This window comes from Hominimerdicola alba (genome assembly GCF_900112155.1).
Classification (GTDB): Bacteria; Bacillota; Clostridia; order Oscillospirales; family Ruminococcaceae; genus Hominimerdicola; species Hominimerdicola alba_D.
Genome location: NZ_FOKQ01000024.1, coordinates 1 through 19879, shown reverse-complemented (window position 1 = coordinate 19879; position 19879 = coordinate 1). Strand labels below are relative to the sequence as shown.

The window sequence follows — 19879 nt, the reverse complement described above, 5'->3', positions numbered from 1 at the left end:
ACTTTGGATCGTTCTAAATGGGGGCAACGCTCGAAGCAGTCACCGTCAGCCAACATACCCCCACGTCTCTCTTCGCCTACTCGGTCAAGACAGCGCTCGCATAGACTGCATCGGCTGTTGCTTCGCGCTGTTTGCCATTAGTTTAAGTTATCCTGTCTACACATCGTCCTCCAGCGAATACTCCATCCACGCTTTGATCAGCATATCCATTACGGGCTTGATGAAATGCAGGGCGCTCTCCTTGTCTTTCTCGTGCTGCATCATATGGACGAAAGCATTTATCTGCACATGGGTGAGCCAGTGGAGCATTTTCCTGTTGACCCGCTTATTCGGCACGCAGGCGGCATACTTTTCCGCAAGCACGATGTATGAACTGTCCAGCTTGTCTATGATACTGTCAACGAACCTTTCGTACTTCGAGCCTGCCGAGCGGTCAAGGAGTATGGTCATCTCGTCGTAATGACCGTAGATGACGTCCACCAGAGCTTCGCTGAAATCGTCGTGGTCGCCGTCCTGCTGCTGATATGCGGTGAGGTCGGCTTCTATATCCTGGGTGAAGTGGTTTTCAAGCACTGCATTCAGCTGAGCCAGTGCTTCACCCACAACACCCTCAAACAATCCGTTTTTGTCTCCGAAAAAGAAGTATACAGCACCGGTCGTCAGCCCCGCATCCGAGGATATCTTTCTCAGAGAAGCCTTTGCAAAGCCCTTTTCCAGAAACTCTCTTTTTGCGCACTCGATGAGCTTTTCGCGGCTCTCATTATTATTTGTGATCTTTTCTGACATGGTGTGTCCTCCTTTGATAACAGTGTTACGTAACACAGTTATTTTAACTCATGTTTATTGGTTTGTCAAGTGACTTCGGGGATATTTGGTTATTTTGACCAAGGAAATGATTGTCAAGGTATTGACAATCTATCATAAAGAGTGTATAATAAGTCCGTGACAGATGCATAAAATCCACTAGATACGCGGATATTTGAATAATATGAAAAACTGAAAAGGACGGAGATAGTATGGATAGGATAAAGATCATTGTTGCAGTGCTTGGTCTTACAATAGCGTTTACAGGCTGTAATTCGGCTAAACAGGACGAATCAGTCAAAAGCAACAATTCATCAGAAGCGGAGATCGTAACTGAAGAAGAAACAAATATGTCAGAACATGAAGATGAGCCCGAAGAATGTTCCGAGACAGACACGAAAGATGTCGGCACAAACAGTGATACTTCGGAACCGACTTTTTCAGAAGATGACACCACCGAGCAGATAGCAGAAAAGATCGAGGAAAAATACGGTGTGGACATAGTATACGGCGAGGATATCAGAACAGTCTACGAAGAGGAAGATGAAACTCTCAAAGCTGAAAAATACACTGATGACAGCGGCATCAGGAAGGCGCTGGCATACGTTGACGAAGCACTTGGCGTGTTCCCTCAGGGACTTACGGAACAGCTTATATCAGCTGATGGAAGTCCCATGAAAATATACCTCACAGGTACTATCAGCTCTGATGCTGAACTATTTGAAGATGGTGGTATTCCCGCATTTGCCAATAAAAATGACACGGAAACATATCTTTCTATAGATATATCACCTGACGGCGAGATAAACGTACCAACGGTCTGTCACGAACTGACCCATATCATTGATCTCACAATGACCGACATGGGTACTTTCAGTGAAAGCAAGTGGGGATCCCTGAACCCCAAGGGCTTCTCTTATACCGAAAATTACGAAACTTACAGGGATTGTGAGTTCACCGACAAATACTGCTACGCCTCGGAAAAATACTTCCCCAGAACTTTGACGCAGGACGCAGACGATGTGTACTTCTACTACAACTATGCCCTCACCTTTGCTATGGAAGACCGTGCTACCCTGATGGAAGATCTTATCGTCTACATGATGTGGGGTTACGAGATAGCCCCGGGACTGTACAGCTTCCCTCACGTTCACGACAAGGCGCAGTATTTTCTTGAAGCTGTCCGCGATTCATTCGATCTTAACGAGGAAGATGTGAACAAGTGGCAGACATCTTTTGAGATGCTTTCAGCTGTCACCACCGATACTCCTTACTGATTTGATACACAAAACTCCGTTATCGCCACTATACGCGCTGACGGAGTTTTTTTATTCCCCCGCTTTACTTTTCCCCCTGTCTGTGCTATAATTGAGCAAAGTAATTTACAGAAGAAAGGTGTGATATCATGCTGAAAAAGACCATTACAGCGGTGATAGCAGTATCGGCAGCGCTGACTTTTTGCGGGTGCAAAGCGGGTGAAAGTTCTGATAGTAAGTCGGCGGACAGCAAATCATCGGTAAGTTCTGCTGTGACCGATGAAAACATATCGGCGGAAATATCTCAGGGTGAAACGGTGGAAAGTATGGCAGAGGAAGTTTCTTCTGCCGAAAGTGCAGATTCGGACGAATCGAGTGATCCATCCGATGCTGACAGCATTTCCGAAGAAAAGCCAAATGCCGTTACATCAATATCAGATGAAGATCAGCCCGACATTCAGACCGAAACAGGTATCGTGATTGTTACCGAAGAGGGCTCTCCCGATGTGACTTCGGCGTCGGCGGACAGTTCCGATGCTCCTTACGAGATAAATATCGACGGCGATGAGTTTGAACTGCCGATCGTGCCTGCTGATCCATAATTTTATGTCTTATGTGTGCTCCGCGGAACGTTGAAAGTCATACACATTTCACACAATAATTATTGACATCTTAATGAAATTGTGGTACAATATTCTATTATATGTCGATATTTACTTTAAAAGGAGGATTTTATGAAAGGTATTTTTTCTAAAAGAATGCTGGCTTCGGCTCTCGCGGTGATGATAACCGCATCATGCCCCACAGCTGTACTGGGATACAGCTCTGTTTCGGCACTTGAACTTCCACCTATCCCCTACGAACTGTCTCAGCAGGATGTTCACACATACACATTCACTAACAATAATGACTATGTAGAGGCTTATCAGAACGGCAAGCTATTGAAATCAGGCGATACTGTGACCGATGAATACGATATAGTAATGACCTCGCTCGATGCATTTACCTATACTGTCAACGGCACTATGTATGCCTGCGAAAACCAGGACATGATCATGAACAGTTACAAGGCTGAATGCACGCCTTACGGCGATTTTACTGTTGAGAATAATTACAAGCTCGTTCAGCACGATGACGGCTACTACGGAGTCAGCGACAGCTACATATTTCTTTACCCCGCATATTTCAATGAGCAGGATATGTTCTACGTTGATAAATCCATCACAGGCGGCGTTTTTGATGTTCAGAGAAACGGCAGAAAGGTCACTTTCAAAACTTACATGGATATGCCTGTAAAAGTTTACTACGCTGACAGCCAGAAAGAGCTTACGGTTACTCACTCAAGCGATACCTGCACAAACGAGATAACACTTTCAAGCTCAACCTACTCGGGAAAGCTTTTCATTGTAAGACAGTACGTTCAGCCCGGAGATTTTGATGTGCAAATGCTCCCCACGATACCCGATGACGGTCCTTTTACCGTTATGCATACCAGCGCAATGGGCAAGCAGGAAGAGATCGAGCTTGGAAAGGGCTTTGCCACCAGCGATTATCTGATGGAAGTTGACGGCGCATTCTCCAAGAGCGCTGTATGGGGCTTCTGGCGTGATAAGAGCACGGGCACTGGTATAGTATCCGTAAATCCCGGCACAGGATTCAGCGTGTATGATATCTTCGGCGACAAGGTGGAAGTCACAAAGCTTGGTTCCTCAGACGATACAAGAGAGAATTACTCATTCAGGGCGTACTGCGATATGACCTATTATCTGGTAAAGGACAACGCTGTAAAGCCCACTTATAATTACCTCAAAGGCGATATCAACAGCGACGGCACCGTTGATATAATGGATGTTGTTCTGCTGAGACAGTACCTTGCAGGCAAGGCGGTAACTGTCAACAAAGCAGTCTGCGATGTCAACGGCGACGGCACTGTTAATACCAATGATGCAGCTACACTCTCACAGTACATCACAGGAAAGATATCCAAGCTGCCATAATATTTAAAAGCATACGATACGGCTCGGAAAGCACTGATCTTCCCGAGCCGTTTTTATGTCTTTAAAAAACAGAAGACCGCAGGTCATCTGACATCTGCGGTCTTTGCTCTGTATTGTTCTTGGAGTTCTTATCTTGTGATCAGTTTCTTGCCCTTTACGTGAGCCGCGATAATGATAATATCGGTAACATTGATCTTGCCGTTGCGGTCAACGTCTGCATAGATCAGAGCTTCGGCTCCAAGCATCCTCTTGCCCTTCACGTGGGCAGCCACCATTGTGATATCGGTGACATTGATCTTGCCGTCGCCGCTGATATCGCCGATGGGTCTGTCGTTGTCATCTGTAGTAACTTCGTCGGAGGTAGTTACCTCATCGGAAGTTGTGGTCTCATCAGGGGTGGTAATGTCCTCAACATCGGAAACTTTCATGTTGCCAGTCATTCTGTCAGCTGCAATTCCCTTTACGGAAGCAAATACGATATCAGCTATCTCCTGATGACCGTTTGCGTTGGGATGGGGGTCGAAGTCGGTCTCAGGCGAGATATTGTATACATCAACATATACCGCGCCTGTTTCCTTAGCGATGACTTTCAGCTTCTCATTAAGAGACTTCATCTGAGGGTCAACGTTCTTGCCTGCCAGCTGCATTGCTGCGGGGCCTGCTATCTGCTTTGCAAAAGCCTTGGCTTCTGCGGCTGCTGCGGAATTGCTGAACTGTCCGATAAGTGCTGCAACATCGGGGAGTTCGCTTACGTCTTCGCCGCTGTTGATAACGCCAAGAGTGCCTTTCAGCTGGTCGATATCAGTATACTTTGAAAGTTCCGAGGTGAGCTCGGGGGGGAGCTGCATTGTTGATGCAAGAGACATAACGTCGTTCATGTTCTTGCTCTGTGAAAGAGCGTCGATGACCTTTCCTGTCTGCTCGTGATCGAATGCCTTGTCAAGTTCTTCCTTCATATCGGTGACGTTTTCCACCTTTTCATTGATGGTCTCAGCGAATTCCTGAGTGGGTTCACCCTTGGCATCGGTCTGTTCCTCTGTCTCGGCTGCGGCATCGGAAGCCTCAGCAAAGATGGGTCCCAGCACATCGAAGACGTCCTTTTCAACTTCTGCGGACTCCTCAGCTGTGCGGTAGGGGTTGAACATACCAACCAGTGCGATATCGGTATCACCATTTACCTCCTGTACAGCCTTAACAACGCCCTTAACGTGGTCAGCGGACTGCTGTACAAGTTCCTCGGCTTTAGCGCCGATATTCTTCATGTAGTTTGCGGCTTCAAGGAAGGTATCAGCTGTGATGCTTTCCTTGTTCTGGTCGATTATCTGCAAACCCGCTCCCATAGCAGTTTCGGTATCGGTACCGAAGAGAGTCAGCATAAGGGACATAGCCGAAGCCCTGATAACAGGATTCTCATGCTCCAGCATCTCGGGAATGATGCTCATGATTATATCGTTGCCGCCCAGCTGTATGCTTACCAGATCAGCCTGGGTAAGGTATTTCTGATATATATCGTGATAGGGTGTAAGTACCTCGCTTGCGCCCTCACCTACAAAGCTTTCCAGTATGCTTGTAGCGAATTCGCCCTTGTAACCCTGCTGTCTGATGGTCTTTTCGATATCAGCCGCACGGTAAGCGGTAGATGCAAGGTTCGTACCCTGAACATCAACGCCGTAATTTGCTCCCAGCTCTTTCAGCTTACCCGAAAGTATTGCAGGATAAGCACCCTGTACAGGGTTTGCAAGAAGCTGGTCGGTTATCACCAGTGCAGGATCGCCCATAAGACCGTTATCCTTGTTAAGACCGTAGCCTGCCGCGATACTGTCGCCCAGCGCCACGTAGTTGTAGGTCTTCTTCACAGGTGCGGGAGCATCCTTGTTCTCCGCAAAAGCGTTAAGTCCTGTGGCACTGCCCATCATTGCTGCGGCGCAAAGTGCCGAAATAAATTTCTGTCCTCTCATTTTCAGTTGTCCTCCTTGGTCTTCTTTTCATTTATTTCTATTTTATGGTCTTTTCTGACCCTGATCTTTACAGTATCGCCGTTCTCGGAATAGTTTATCACCATCATGTGGTTCTTACTGCATGGTGCATAGTAACCGTTGTAATCGTGAGTAAGCAGGATATAATCTCTCTTTGCAGTGATCTCGCCTATCTCAAATTCGTTGTAGAACTTTACAGCGTCAAGATTATACTTGCGGCAGATGTACTCAACCAGCTCAGGGGTAGGTTCTGCACGGTCAGGGTCGAGGATGATCTGTCCTACGATGTCATAACCGCCGCGTTCGTTCTTGAATGAGCTTATCTCCCATTCGCTGATGGGGTCGTTCTCATCCAGAGAGCTTTCTATCTCAAAGAGGAATATCCTCTTGCCGTTCTCGTCAACACAGGAATCGGAACCTCTGCCCAGAATGGTGTAGGAACCGTCTGCGTGCCTTACAGCGATATCGCCTGTGATGCCCCACTTTGTACCGTTTTCATCGAAGTACCAGCGTGCCGCGGTAGCTTCGGGGTTATCGAGATAGCGGTCAGCTGCCGCAGGGCTTGTAACGTGGAGATTACCAGGAACTTCGTTATCGGTGATGATATTGCCCTCATCATCCAGAAGCTTAACGCGGATATAGGGGTCAAGGGGCTTGCCTGTCTCGTTGGTCTTGGTGGCTTCGTCCATGAAGTATGTCACCAGAGTAGCACCGCCCTCTTCGCTGGCACCTCCGCCGATGGAATATCTCACCTCACAGCCATTGTCTTTCAGCCACTTATCTATCTTTCTGACTGCGCTGACATTTACTGCCTCGCCGCCCGAAGCAGGTCTTCTCAGGCAGGACAGCGCATCGGGTGAAAGCACACCCTGTCTTACGCTCATAAGATAGAAGCTTGCGGTAGCCACAACACAGTTGCACTGTGTCTCGGAAAGGTCTCTTGCAAAGGTGTACTTATTGTATATAGGTCTTGGTACAAGTGTGCCGCCCCTTACCAGTGGCATTATTGCGCATACTCTCTCACCTGTCATGTGTGTCAGGGGTATGCACTGGAAGTTTCTTTCGCCCACGTAGTTCTGAGTATCAAGTCCTGCGTGCATCTCAACATAAGCATTCATGGAATATTCCTTATATACCACGCACTTGGGTCTGCCTGTTGTACCACTGGTATAGAAGTAGCTGATATCGCGGTCAAGGTCGGTGGGACCTAAATCCAGAGGGATATCGCTTTCCTCACCTGCCTGTTTCAGGTCTTCAAGCCTGATGAACTCAACGCCCTTTATCTTGTCCAGATTGTTCAGGCATTCCATTATCTGTCCGATATCAAATACTTCCTGCATCTGCTCGGGCATCTCCGAGGTATCAAGGAACATACCCTTTTTATCCTCGGGGAGATAATCGTCAAGGTTCATCACGATGACTTTCTTTACACCGCTGTCAGACAGATGGTCAACAAAGTAGGGCAGGAATGCATCCAGCGTTACGATGACTTCGGATCCCTTGTCCTTGGTATAAAGCTCGAAATCGTTTTTGAGGAACAGGAAATTCACGTTGTTGCTGATAGCTTTAACAAGGTTAACGGCGAAAAGCATCATCAGGTTCTCAACGCTTACGGGCATACACAGGGTAACAACATCGCCCTCTTTAACGCCTGCCAGCTTCAGTCCTCTGGCATATGCTTCTCTCAGCGCGGGAAGCTCACCGTAAGTTATCACTCTGCCGAAATAATCAAAGGCAGGTCCGTCCAGATTATCCTGATTGAAGGTCATGATATTATCAAAAATATTCATGTTGTAGATCTTTGCGTCGTTAATGACGCGGTCTACCTTTGCCCACTCGGGGAACTTTCTCTCGATGGTGCTTGTGTTGATCTGTGTTGTCGTCCTCATAGTTTTGTCCTTTCTTTATCGGGAGCGTTATATATATGTATGCTCCTGTGGTTGGGATCTTTTTTTGTTTGTTCAGCGACATCATAAATGCACTTCTATGAAGTCGTTGAATAAAATTCTCCCCTGTCGGTGTCTCTCTTCCCGACGATTATCAGTATATCACCGATTTCTTAAATAGTCCTTAAGTCCTTAAACGATTTCCTTACTTTTTCCTTAAATCATTCTTAATCGTTTTTAAGACATTTGGTAACAAAGTGAAAACCGCCTATCATCGCCCCTTAATCGTTTACAATGCACCCTCTCCCAAGGCTCACACGCGCACGTTTTTTAGTTTATATAAACATTTGAAACTGTTTCGGGTTTGTTTCAATTTTTCATATCCAAGGTAAGAATTCTATTATTTTATATAAAAATGTTCAAAATTTAACCGTATTCTTGAAATATTACTATGTTAAAATAACAACATAATAGGTAGAAAACTACAACCCAAATTTGATCAGGGAGGTTAAATTATGAATTTATTCAAGAAGACTTTTGCGGGACTTCTCGCAATGAGCATGGCAGCTTCCGCTGTACCCTTTGCAGGTATGAGCATTGCGGCTGTTCAGGCTTCCGCTCAGGATTTATCCTCGACCATGGAATGGGGCACACTGCGTATCGGCGGCGGCGGATTCGTATCGGGCATCGTTACCGGTAAGGAAGTTATGTACGCAAGAACCGACGTAGGCGGCGCTTACAAGTACAACTACGATACTGAATGCTGGGAGCAGCTCTTCGGATTCATCAACGAAGCTGACCGCGGTCTGCTGAGCGTTGACGCTATGGCTATCGACCCTACCGATGATGATACCGTGTACTTCCTCTGCGGATGTGCTTACTTCTCTTCCGAGAAGACCGTTATCTTCAAAACTACCGACGGCGGCAAGACCTTTACCGAGATCGACGTTACAAGCCTTATAAAGGTAATGGGCAACGGTGACGGCAGACAGTGCGGTGAGTCTATCGCTGTTGACCCCGACAACCCCAACATCATCTATGCAGGCGGCGACGTTATGAGCGACGACAAGTCACTGTCAGCACTTATCAAGTCCACCGACGGCGGCAAGACCTGGAAGCCTGTTATCGGCTATGACGATCTGGGACTTTTCAGCAAGACCTGCAAGTGGCCTACATGGGGCAATATCAATGCTCGTTCCGTAACTTCCGATGCTTACAACAATCAGAACGGCGTTGCAAACATCGCTATCACAGGGGGCAAGGTATACGTTGGTACATCTATAAAGGGCGTTGCTAACGTTCACGTTGCAAACGTCAAGGACGACAAGTACAGCGTTCTCAGCAAGGATCTGCCTACAGATGTATTCCCCTCAAGAATAAACGTTGACGCTAACGGCGATCTGCTGATAACCTATATCGCAGGTCTGGCATTCAACGGCGCAAGCGGCGGCGGATACAGATATTCCCCCAAGACAGGCAAGGCTGAAGCGATATTTGATTCGGCATACGGTCTTGGCTCCATATGGGCTGACCCCAACAATCCCGACCACCTCATCGCAGGCACTTGCGGCAAGTGGCAGTCTCAGCTCTGGCAGGCATGGACAGAGGAACACGGTCCTGCATGGGGCGACCAGTACTTCCGTTCCTTTGACGGCGGCAAGACATGGCAGAATTTCTCCCCCGGACAGACCTACGGCTGGAATCAGCCTCTCGTATCCGACTACTTAAAGGACGGCGGCTATTCCTGGATAGTTGACAAAGCTATACACTGGTCGGGCACTGTCGTTACCGATCCCCGCAACTCCGACAGAATGTTCATCACATCCGGTAACGGTGTGTTCGTCTGCGATAATCTGTGGAGCACAGATCAGGATAATCTGCCCACATTCACATTCCACCCCGATGGAATAGAGGAAGTTGTTTCTCTGGACTTCGTCAGCACCCCTGACGGTCTTGACCTCTCCGCTATCGGTGACTACGACGGTTTCGTTCACGAGAAAGAGGACAAGATAGGTCTTCAGTATCAGCCCAACATGGGTTCAACATCTGCTATCGCTGTATGCCCCCAGAACACTGACGTTTGGGCAAGAACCGCAAACGGCGACGGCAACAACACAGGCAGCGCTTACTACACCCTCGACCGCGGCAAGACCTGGACTGCTTTCACACCTGCCTGCACAGGCGGCAAGCTCTCCATAACCGAGCTGAAAAAGGGCACTTACAGAATAATCAACACCAGCGCAAACGGCGCTGTAAGCTACACCGATGACTTCGGCAAGACCTGGAAAAAGTCAAGCGGCATCGATGCTTCCAAGACTGTATACACTCTGGTTGACCCCAAGGATCCTTCCATAGTTTACGCTTCGGGCGTTAAGTACAACGAGTACTGGGCTTCTGATATGACCAAGAAAGAGCCTACTCTTGACGAGTGCCACTACAGCTTCTACATCAGCACCGACTACGGCGCAACATTCACCGCAAAAACTGTTTGCAGATACGATATGTGCGACAGCTCAGGTGACCCCGCTTATCTGGGCGACGGCTCCATAATCGTTGCAGGCGGCTGGTACGGTATGTACAAGGTTTCCAACAAGGGCGCAAGCATCGAGAAGCTGGATAACGTATTCTACGCTAAGACAGTAGGCTACGGCGCACCCGAAAAGACAGGCGGTCTGAATACCCTTTATATGTACGGCAGACCCGCAGAGTCCGACCCCGAGGGCATCTACCGCTCAACTGACGGCGGCAAGAGCTGGGATTGCATCAACACTGACCACCTCTACGGCGGTACAGGTAACGGTAATTACCTCGTGGGCGATATGGACGAGTTCGGCAAGGTTTATATGTCAACTGTTGGCTGCGGTATAGTTTACGGTAAGATCGCAGGCAATTCATCAAGCGGAACTGTCAAGGCTCCCAAGATAAGCTCCGAATCTCTGGAAGGCAGTGTAAAGCTGAGCTGGAATGCAGTTTCGGGCGCTTCTAAGTACGCAGTTTACGGCTATCAGAACGGCAAGTGGGCTAAGATAGAGGAAACAAGCAGCACATCTTACACCCTGAAGAACCTGACCTCAGGCACAAACTATAAGGTAGCAGTACTGGTTTACGCAAACGGCAAGTGGAACAGCGATTACTCCAACGCTGTGACTGTTACACCTAAGGCTTCCTCTGCTGTAACATACCCCATCAACATCAAGGTAAATTACAGCGAGCAGTACCACCAGGTACAGTTCGTATGGGATAAGGTAAGCGGCGCTGACAAGTACGGCATTGCAGTTTACCTGGCAGGCAAGTGGAGAGTTCAGACATCGAACGTAACCACAAACAGCTACGTAACACCTAAGAATCTTACTCCCGGCATGACCTATAAGGTAGCTATCGCTGCAAGAGTAGGCGGCACATGGGATACTGCAAACGCTATCAAGAACGCGGTTACAGTGACTATAAAGTAAAAAGCGAACTGGCGTAAAACTGCCAAATAGACAAAGCGCGCGGTTTATGCGACTGCGTCGGCATATGCCTCGCGCTAGCAGGCTTGCGGGAGTTTGAGGTCAGAGCCCTCAATCACCAAGGTGCGAAACCAAAATGTATAGCGAACTATAAGAGCATAGCAAACTTCCGACCCTGTCAAAAAAGCGCGGCAAAAACAAAAAATCGAGCGTGGACAATACAACCGTCCACGCTCTTTCTATGCGCGTAAATTATTGCCGCGCCCGAAATCGGACAGCGAAGCGAATCCGATTTCTCGACCCGAGGAACGAGGGGCGAAAGCTAGCAAACTATCGACCAAAGCAAAACCATCGACTATACCAGCAAAGTTTGATTTTAGTGGCTGATAACGCTATCTGGGAGATATCTATATCTGAATCCAACAGAGTGCGGTGTTCTTATCGGTAGTACTGCGGTGGCAAAGGTCGCCCCTTGCGGGGCGAGAAATCAACGAGCTGCCGCCGTTGATTTCAGGCGCGGCAATATCTCACGCAGAAAGAAAGAGCGTGGACTGTTCGATTGTCCACGCTCTGAATTTTTATTGCCGCGCCTTTTTCGGAAGTTTTCTGTTCTCTTATTGTTCGCTGTGCATTTTGGTTTCGTGCCTTGGTGATTGAGGGACTCCGCCCCTCAAACTCCTCGCAAGCTTTTCGCGAAAAGCTTGACCAAATGTTCACTAGCGATAAAGCACTAATACCGCTTTATGCGGCTTTTTTACGCCTGTCGAAATCTCTGCCGTCAAGGACAATCCTCGACTTTACGACATTGAATCTGAAAATGATCTCGATTTCCTGCATCCTGTGACCGCTGGATTTATCGGGTTCATGGACTATTATCCTTTCGATCATTTCACGCAGGTTCTTGGGTGTCAGCTTGTCGATGTGCTTTATCTTCTTGACTAACTCGATGAAATCATGGATATCCGAGCATTTTTGCTCTTTGTCCTCGATGAACTTGGTAAGCTCCGAGACCTTGGTTCTGAGTTGTTCCTGCTCGTTCTCGTAGTTACGGGACATCACTTCAAATCGAGCATCACTGATCTTGCCCGAAACATTGTCCTCATAAAGCCTTGTAAACAGCCTGTCCAGCTCGGTTATTCGTTTTTCGGACTTTGTCAGCAGCTTTTTCGCGTTCTTGACTTCGCTTAGATATTCAGTGTTTCTGCTCTCAATAGTCGTTTTCACGAACTCCTCTTCGTTTTTGGTGACTGTGTCGAGAATGCTGTTCATTTCCGCAAGGACTACCTGTTCAAGCACCACCGTCCTAATATAATGCGCGGAGCATACCTTGCTGTCATACGAATAGCTCCCGCATTTAAAATGCTCGGTGCTTTTGCCCTCTTTCGAGTGGCGGCAGATGTACATCAGCTTGCCGCAGTCGGCACAGTAGACTATCCCTGAAAACGGGTTTATTTGATTAGTCTTCTGCTTGCGCCTTCTGTTTTTGCGTATCTCCTGAACTACGTCGAAATCCTGTTGGCTTATAATCGGCTCATGGGTGTTCTCAAAAATCATTCGGTCTTCAACCGGATTTGTCAGTGTTTTATGGCATTTGTAGGACTTCTGCCTGGTCTTGAAGTTGACTATCTTACCCAAATATTCCTGCCTTTCAAGTATTCCGACCACCGATTTACAGTTCCAGCGGTAAGGTTTTTCGCAGGTGATCTGACCTGTCGATTTCAGCTCGTTGTAGGCTGTCGGTCTGAGTATCTTCTCGTCAGTCAGGATATTTGCAATCTTCATCGGACCGTAGCCCTCGATGCATAAACGAAATATCTTCTTCACAACAGGTGCGGTTTCCTCGTCTATGACCCATTGATCTTTGTCCTGTTCAGACTTCTTGTACCCATATGGTGCGATAGGTGACAAAGGTTTACCTGACATACCTTTCGCCTTGAATACCGCCTTAATCTTCTTAGAAGTGTCCCTAGCGTAAAAATCGTTGAACACATTTCGGAACACCATCATGTCATTTTCGGACTTTTGAGTATCTACATTATCATTGATGGCAATGTATCGCACATCATGGTCAGGGAATATCATTTCAATATATTGACCCGTGATTAGGTAATCTCTGCCTAATCTCGAAAGGTCTTTTGTTATAACCGTACCTATTTTTCCGTTCTCCATATCTCTGACCATGCGCTGAAAATCGGGTCTGTCAAAATTCGTTCCCGACCAGCCATCATCGACATAGAACTCGGTGTTATGGAAACCATTCTTCTTGGCAAAGTCCAGAAGCATGGCTTTCTGGTTTGTTATACTATTGCTCTCGCCCTGCAGATCATCGTCATTACTCAATCTGCAGTACAATGCTGTGATCTTGTCTTTCATTCATTCCTCTCTTTCCGACGATCACAGCGAATCATCAATATTATAGCACAAATGTTCTGAATTGTCAATGCCAAGTGTGCAGATGACCCGCTGTTCAATCGGATTATTTTATGCCGTTAAGACGACATCGCTTTGCATATCTCTTTTGTTACCAAACGCTGGAGCAGATCTTCGAGGGACTCACCGCATTCGAGGTCGAAGAAAGTTTTAACGATATAGGTCGTATGACCGATCTTGTACTCTCTCACCGAATTCAGCTCGTAGCGCGGGTTCTTCTGTTCTTCTTTTGTAAATGTTGTTTTCAATTTAATTCTCCTCTCAAAAGAAAGGAGATGATGTTTTTGAAGTGGATAAGTTTTCCTGCCGTAAGGAGTGACGGCAGGTATTTGAAGATTTTACAAGTTTATTATCGGGGCTGACGAAACCCCTAAACTGTATCCGGAAAGCTGTCAGCAAATGCATGGCGAACTGCTTTCACTGACAGCGATTAATTGTGCATAGGTATAACTCGACCTTTCCTTTACTCATTTATTTACGCTGATTCGCTGCTGCCGTCTGAATGAACGACTTCGTCCGCTGATGCAGTTTCAACCGCATTACTATTTTCTTCGGCAGACTGTTCTTCCTGCTTTTTAGCTTTAGCAGCTTCCTGTTCCTTCCGGTGCTTGGCAATAATCTCATCGATGAACTCAACACAATCCTCGTGCATGAACATAAAATCGATGATCTCACCATATTTGTCCAGCGGCAGAGCGATACTCATTTTACTTCTGAACTTCTTGCCGACTGCCTGATTAGTCACCATTTCGGCTTTCTCCAGTTCTTCGACAATCTCGGCATCGAGCTTCTTTTTCGCAGTCCGCATGGTTTTCATTTTATTTTGCAGCCGCGTCATCTCATCTTCATACTCTTTTGACTTCTCGATCTTTTCTTCTGTTGTCAGCTTCTTGTTACTCAATGGCATTCTCCTTTCCTAGAGGGCAATTCTGCCCCTGCTGCATACGCAGCTATTCGCATACGCGAAAGTTTGACATGGCGGTAAGTTTTGTGATTTTTTTTATTCGATAGTCATTACCCACCATAACCCCGTAGGGCGCACTTATACAAACTCTGCGAGTTTGAAGTGCACCAAAGAGGGAAAACTCCCTCTCTGGACTCTCCCTTATGCAAGCGATACCGCTGGGGTGCCATACAGCACGTGTTTGAATATGCAGCTATAATTACCGCTTTGGCTTTTTCGTTGACGAAGATTTCTGTTGCGTATTGCTCCGGTCGTCCCTTTCAGGGTTCTGTTTCCGAAACTGGGTAAGCAGACCAATAGCTTTTTCCTTTTCGGACTTCGGAACAAACAATTCGTACTTGTCCTTATTGTAGAAAATAAACTCACACGGCACACCTCGCTCCTGCAAGTATTTCTCATATTGTTCCAGCATAGGCATTTTGTCATGTATTGCGAAAGCATCAGACACCTTGCAGCCGATATTTGCTTCGATGTATTCAATCGTATTCTGCTTGTGTTCTGTGCGAATAGTCCGCATTTGCTGTTCAAGCTCTTGAATCTCGACTTCAAGATTGCGCCGCCTGATTCTTCTGTTCTTATTTCCCTTGTCGGTCTTGAAGCCCTTTCGCTCAACAGCGCAGACCTCGACACCCAGATGTATCTGCGGTATTCGATCTATGCCCTGATCCTTGTAGCTTCGATGATCGACACGAGCATCCGAAACGAAATATAATTTGTGGTTACACCAATCTGCCCAACGCTCCCGCCACTCCAACAAAAGCTTACGGTCATTCCACGCTCGTTCCTTTTGTGTGAAACCGGACTTGTCAACCTTACGGGTGGTCAGCAGAATATGAACGTGTGGATTTCCATCGTCCTTGTCATGGATAGCGAAATCACAGCACATACCTTTGCTTACAAAACACTGCTCGCAGAACTGTCTGACCAAATCGATCTGATCACCTCTCGACAGTTCCCTCGGCAAAGCCGCATTGATGCTTCGAGCGGTTTGGGAGTTCTTGCGCTTTTCAGCACACTCGGCAGCGTTCCAGAGTTTGGCTCTGTTACTGTATTCGGGTGGCGCATTCGCAGGCAGCAGAATCTCCTTGTGGACAACTTCGTGCTTGTTTCGGTAATCGTGGATCTTCTCGTCACGCTCATTCTTTATTTTTTCGCCTGCGATGTATGCAGCACTGGCTACGCAACTGCCGCCACTTGTTCGCGTGACCATCTTGACGTTGAAATGATATATTGCTGGTATACGCCTTCTTTCTGATTTTATTAATCTCAATATGCACATACGTTCGATTACATAATAGATTATAGCACGGATGTTCTGATTTGTCAATAGTTTTCGGATCATTTGTTTGAAATTTACAATTTCAATTCTATATGAACGCTACTAATTAGGAGCCGATATTATCGTTCTTGTGGTATAACAAAAGTGCAGCAGATTAGACTCTGCTACACTTGCATTTCCATGTAAAAAAGACTTGTTTTGTTAAATCACTGTAAACTGTCTGAGATTATTTTTCCATCGCTTATCTCTATTATCCTTTCACACTGATGTGCTACATTTATGTCATGTGTCACAATGATAATTGTTTTACCTTGGCTGTGCAACTGTCTAAACAAGTCCATTATTTCAGCGGAGGTTTTTGTATCAAGGGCTCCTGTAGGTTCATCAGCAAGGATAACTGAGGGGTCATTAACTATCGCCCTTGCAATGGCTACTCGTTGCTTTTGACCTCCAGAGATTTTGTTGCAATTCTTTTTCGCTAATTCTTCGATACCTACCGACTTTAATGCCTGCAAAGCCTTTTCTTTTTTCTTTATATCCTTTTTCCTGAGAAAATTAAGGGGAATCATAACATTTTCAAGAGCAGTAAAATCTTCTACGAGCGCAAAGTCTTGCATAACCATTCCAATTTTCTCATTACGTATCTTTGCGTATTTTCTTTCAGGCAAGTTTTTTACAACAATTCCATCGATTTTGTATTCGCCGCTCTGATAGTTGTCGATGCAGGCGAGAATGTGCAGCAACGTTGATTTTCCTGCACCCGATTTACCGATTATCGCCACAAGTTCTCCATCGTGTATTTCACAGGAAACTTCGTGTAATGCCTCGAATGCGTTATTCTTCCGTGGATTGTATATCTTGGTTATATTATTGAGCTCGATCATAAAAATCAATCCTTTCCGTATCTGACGCTGAATGCACAAAGCATTGTCGAAAACAACATGATTAGCGCGGTAAGTACAAATATAATAATTACTGCACCAAAGCTGATATGAATATAATCTGACAAAGAGTACCATGCAGATATCATATTTTCGGGTACACCTTTTTTTCGTGCTGCAGCTGTTGCGTTACAATATTTTATAATACCGGATACTATATAGATACCAAATGACAATATCATCGCTGTTGTAGATATAAACAGCGAATAAAGCATCTGTATAACTACCTCTTTGCCCTTTTCCATGCCACAATAATAGTATATCTGGTATTTTCTGTTCATGTACTGCATCTGGAATATTGATATTGCGATTATGGAGAATATAGAAAAAATCCCAGCTGCGAGAGTGGGTATTAATGAATTACTGAACTCATTTCGTTCGAGATCCACTGTGTTACTGTAGATCCTTTCCATGTCAACTCCGGCCATTCTCTTCTTTGCAAGATAATCTTCTATCTCATTATACTGCTTTTCACTTATTTTCTCGTCAAGATATGCTATAACATAGGTGTGATCTAGATCTTTTTCTGTAACTCCATAAGCTTCATAACACTTGTCCATATCCTCCTTTAATGCGATAAACGTATTTTCCTCATATCTTCCAGTAATATCGTATAGGTTTAAACTGTCAAGCCAGGTACAGGTGTTTGTCATATCGAGCGAAGCGTCACCATAATCAAGGATACCTATAATTCTAGCTTTGTATCCTTTGTCGATTATGTTATATTTGATTTTCTCGTTAGCATCATCAAATGATAATTCGTAATTATATATCGGCACTATATCATTCAGTTTGTATCTCGTATTATCAGCCACGACCACATCTATCAATTTGTCCGTACTTTGTGCCTTATCAAGCCATTTTCCCTGATCAACATCATATTTTATAAGCTTACTGAGTTCCCTGTCAACCGCAACTACACTGCCGGACTCATCCGGGTCATCAGTTGTGATAAACGGCGTTGTTTCCATATACCACGTGTCTTTGAGATATGGCATATCGGAAATATCTTCAGACTTTATCTTTCCGAAATGCATATCGGGATCGCCAAGGTCTGTCCATGCTTTATCAGTTGCGGTGACAAAGTTTTCTCCACTTTGAATATACTTTGTTCTCAGGGCATCAAATTCTTCAAACAACTCGTCTTCTTTAAAATCATTTTCGAAATTATCGTTAACGGTTCGAGTTATATACATCAGATTTTCAGAATTCATTTTTCTGAATACTTTTCCTGCATATCCAAACCCGCTGATATTATCAAACATTACGAGTATCAAGTATATCGACAATGCCATCTGAGCAACGGCAACAATAAAAAGAACCTTGTGACATTTTATCTGTTTTTGTACAAAAAAGTTATAGCTCATTGTATTTCTCCCATTACTCAAGTCTTTTGCTGTTTGCGATCATTTTTACGGGTGATGTTTTACCTTTGATTACTGCAAAAAATCCGAATACCATCAGCATTACTATTAGCAAGCAGAAGTAGCATATCACATATGTTTCCATCCTGACCTTTAATGCGAATGCAGGCTGATATTTATAGAACACGGTCTTGTTAAGTAAAAAGAATATCACTGAAGAAACAAGGTAGCACAGCGAATAAAGGATCATCATCTCGTAAATACATATCTTCGCTATGTCGGAATTTTTAGCACCGCATATCTTGAATATCGCAAATTTCTTCTCTCTAAGGTTGAAAATAAAGCTATAAATGCTGCACAGCGTCAGTATCACAAGCAGCATCATTCCTATCATCAGAATATTATCGCTTGTAAGTGTTTTTTCATTTGTAAGCATAGCGGAATACGAACCTTCCATTGCTGCGCTCTCGATGGAATACTCCGGGAATAGTTTCTCGAGCTTTTTTATAGCTTCAGAAGTAAGAGCCAGATAGTTTTTTTGATCTAATCCACCAAGCATTACAGCCACTCTGTTTGGGACAAGTGAATTACTGACAGCACTTCTGAACGGTATAACACCAAATGAAAGATTATCGCTTGAATCATATTCGCCTTTGATCTTGTATTCTATCCCTTGTATCGATATATCCGAATTTATTTTCGAGCCCGAAAAAATGCACACGTTTTCGCCGTTCTCGATTTCTCTTTCGGTTAGTCCTTCGCCATCATATATCTTTGTGTTGATTATAGAAATCTTGTCTTTTTCACTATCGGAATCAGGATACGCCATGAAGCAGAAAGATTCATCTTTCATAAGCATATCTATTTCGTCTTCATCGAAATCGCTATTAATGGCGTTGAGACTATATACAAAAACATATTGATCTATGCCGATTTTATCAGCATTCTCATCTAGCCTTTTCAGAAAAGACGCATAGTCAAAATCGTTGTCTGTCAAATTTTCATCAATGTTGATGTAAACTGCCGCATCTTTTAGAGTAGATAGATCGACCACGTTTATCATGCTGGACTCAAACTGTGCGTAAACATACAGTCCGAAAAAAGATGTTATTGTAAGAGCCAAGGTAAAAAAGATAAATATCCCCTTTTTTTCCTTTGCAAATGATATTATATTTTTTAAAATATAGTTTAACATACTTTTCACTCACATTCTTAAAAAATATAGTCGGCAAAACGCCGACTATATTTGCTAAATTAATTAGTCTCTCCTCACACAGCAATAAAGCAACGAAATATCGACAAATCCAACAAAATATGGTATAATAGAAGTGCAAGAAAAAGTAATCAAAACGAGAAAAAAGCTTGCACTTCGGAGGATGCCATGTATAAGTTCAAGAAGGAAAAACAGATTTCATTCACAGATTTCAATCAACCGCTTGGTTTGCAAATGAACCCGGATAACCGCTGGGTAAAGAAAGCAGAAATGATCCCTTGGGAAACAATTGAAGCTGAATATGCCAGGCTGTTCCCGAG

The 19879-nt window shown here is 45.1% G+C and carries 14 protein-coding genes; 4 read left to right on the top strand and 10 right to left on the bottom strand.

Going from position 1 to position 19879, the window contains the following annotated elements:
* Window positions 1-156: 156 nt before the first annotated feature.
* Window positions 157-786 (bottom strand): TetR/AcrR family transcriptional regulator, encoded by a 630-nt coding sequence (locus tag BM265_RS12885; RefSeq protein ID WP_074962223.1) that lies wholly within the window; start codon window positions 784-786, stop codon window positions 157-159.
* Between the two features lie 230 nt (window positions 787-1016).
* Between BM265_RS12885 and BM265_RS12880 the strand changes: the two genes are divergently transcribed.
* The 3 genes from BM265_RS12880 (at window position 1017) to BM265_RS12870 (ending at window position 4057) form a co-directional block, all read left to right on the top strand.
* Entirely contained in the window at window positions 1017-2081 is a 1065-nt protein-coding gene (locus BM265_RS12880) for a hypothetical protein (protein WP_074962222.1), read from the top strand.
* Between the two features lie 128 nt (window positions 2082-2209).
* Window positions 2210-2662, top strand: a complete 453-nt coding sequence (locus tag BM265_RS12875; RefSeq protein ID WP_074962221.1) for a hypothetical protein — start codon at window positions 2210-2212, stop codon at window positions 2660-2662.
* 132 nt (window positions 2663-2794) lie between these two features.
* A complete protein-coding gene (locus BM265_RS12870) occupies window positions 2795-4057 on the top strand; it encodes a dockerin type I repeat-containing protein (RefSeq protein ID WP_074962220.1) in 1263 nt (420 codons plus the stop codon).
* Window positions 4058-4185: 128 nt separating this feature from the next.
* On the opposite strand, the gene BM265_RS12865 is transcribed toward BM265_RS12870, so the two are convergent.
* Both BM265_RS12865 and BM265_RS12860 read right to left on the bottom strand, forming a co-directional pair.
* Window positions 4186-6015, bottom strand: coding sequence for an SGNH/GDSL hydrolase family protein (locus BM265_RS12865; RefSeq protein ID WP_074962219.1), 1830 nt, complete (start codon window positions 6013-6015; stop codon window positions 4186-4188).
* 2 nt (window positions 6016-6017) lie between these two features.
* Window positions 6018-7922, bottom strand: a complete 1905-nt coding sequence (locus BM265_RS12860; protein ID WP_074962218.1) for a class I adenylate-forming enzyme family protein — start codon at window positions 7920-7922, stop codon at window positions 6018-6020.
* 512 nt (window positions 7923-8434) lie between these two features.
* Between BM265_RS12860 and BM265_RS12855 the strand changes: the two genes are divergently transcribed.
* Window positions 8435-11371, top strand: coding sequence for a fibronectin type III domain-containing protein (locus BM265_RS12855; protein ID WP_074962217.1), 2937 nt, complete (start codon window positions 8435-8437; stop codon window positions 11369-11371).
* Between the two features lie 738 nt (window positions 11372-12109).
* Here the strand turns inward: BM265_RS12855 and BM265_RS12850 are convergent.
* The 7 genes from BM265_RS12850 to BM265_RS12820 all read right to left on the bottom strand — a co-directional run bounded on the left by BM265_RS12850 (window position 12110) and on the right by BM265_RS12820 (window position 19469).
* Entirely contained in the window at window positions 12110-13741 is a 1632-nt protein-coding gene (locus BM265_RS12850; RefSeq protein ID WP_074962216.1) for a recombinase family protein, read from the bottom strand.
* Between the two features lie 116 nt (window positions 13742-13857).
* Window positions 13858-14046 carry a transposon-encoded TnpW family protein gene (locus BM265_RS12845; RefSeq protein WP_074962215.1) on the bottom strand — a complete coding sequence of 63 codons (189 nt, stop codon included), beginning with the start codon at window positions 14044-14046 and terminating at the stop codon, window positions 13858-13860.
* A 227-nt stretch (window positions 14047-14273) separates the two neighbouring features.
* Window positions 14274-14699 carry a hypothetical protein gene (locus tag BM265_RS12840; RefSeq protein WP_074962214.1) on the bottom strand — a complete coding sequence of 142 codons (426 nt, stop codon included), beginning with the start codon at window positions 14697-14699 and terminating at the stop codon, window positions 14274-14276.
* Between the two features lie 262 nt (window positions 14700-14961).
* Complete coding sequence (gene mobQ, locus BM265_RS12835) at window positions 14962-16041, bottom strand: MobQ family relaxase (RefSeq protein WP_278287753.1); 1080 nt, start codon at window positions 16039-16041, stop codon at window positions 14962-14964.
* Between the two features lie 206 nt (window positions 16042-16247).
* Window positions 16248-16925 (bottom strand): ABC transporter ATP-binding protein, encoded by a 678-nt coding sequence (locus BM265_RS12830; RefSeq protein ID WP_074962212.1) that lies wholly within the window; start codon window positions 16923-16925, stop codon window positions 16248-16250.
* Between the two features lie 5 nt (window positions 16926-16930).
* On the bottom strand, window positions 16931-18349 hold the full coding sequence (locus BM265_RS12825; protein ID WP_074962211.1) for an ABC transporter permease family protein: 1419 nt from the start codon (window positions 18347-18349) through the stop codon (window positions 16931-16933).
* Window positions 18350-18362: 13 nt separating this feature from the next.
* The gene (locus BM265_RS12820; RefSeq protein WP_177219594.1) at window positions 18363-19469 is read right to left on the bottom strand and encodes an FtsX-like permease family protein; all 1107 of its coding nucleotides are present in this window, start codon (window positions 19467-19469) and stop codon (window positions 18363-18365) included.
* Window positions 19470-19879: the final 410 nt, after the last annotated feature.

Bases quoted from the DNA above. Each gene is read 5' to 3' on its own strand.
- BM265_RS12855 (WP_074962217.1), top strand. From the start codon at position 8,435: ATGAATTTATTCAAGAAGACTTTTGCGGGACTTCTCGCAATGAGCATG.
- mobQ (WP_278287753.1), bottom strand. From the start codon at position 16,041: ATGTGCATATTGAGATTAATAAAATCAGAAAGAAGGCGTATACCAGCA.
- BM265_RS12860 (WP_074962218.1), bottom strand. From the start codon at position 7,922: ATGAGGACGACAACACAGATCAACACAAGCACCATCGAGAGAAAGTTC.
- BM265_RS12825 (WP_074962211.1), bottom strand. From the start codon at position 18,349: ATGAGCTATAACTTTTTTGTACAAAAACAGATAAAATGTCACAAGGTT.
- BM265_RS12830 (WP_074962212.1), bottom strand. From the start codon at position 16,925: ATGATCGAGCTCAATAATATAACCAAGATATACAATCCACGGAAGAAT.
- BM265_RS12865 (WP_074962219.1), bottom strand. From the start codon at position 6,015: ATGAGAGGACAGAAATTTATTTCGGCACTTTGCGCCGCAGCAATGATG.
- BM265_RS12880 (WP_074962222.1), top strand. From the start codon at position 1,017: ATGGATAGGATAAAGATCATTGTTGCAGTGCTTGGTCTTACAATAGCG.
- BM265_RS12870 (WP_074962220.1), top strand. From the start codon at position 2,795: ATGAAAGGTATTTTTTCTAAAAGAATGCTGGCTTCGGCTCTCGCGGTG.
- BM265_RS12885 (WP_074962223.1), bottom strand. From the start codon at position 786: ATGTCAGAAAAGATCACAAATAATAATGAGAGCCGCGAAAAGCTCATC.
- BM265_RS12850 (WP_074962216.1), bottom strand. From the start codon at position 13,741: ATGAAAGACAAGATCACAGCATTGTACTGCAGATTGAGTAATGACGAT.
- BM265_RS12875 (WP_074962221.1), top strand. From the start codon at position 2,210: ATGCTGAAAAAGACCATTACAGCGGTGATAGCAGTATCGGCAGCGCTG.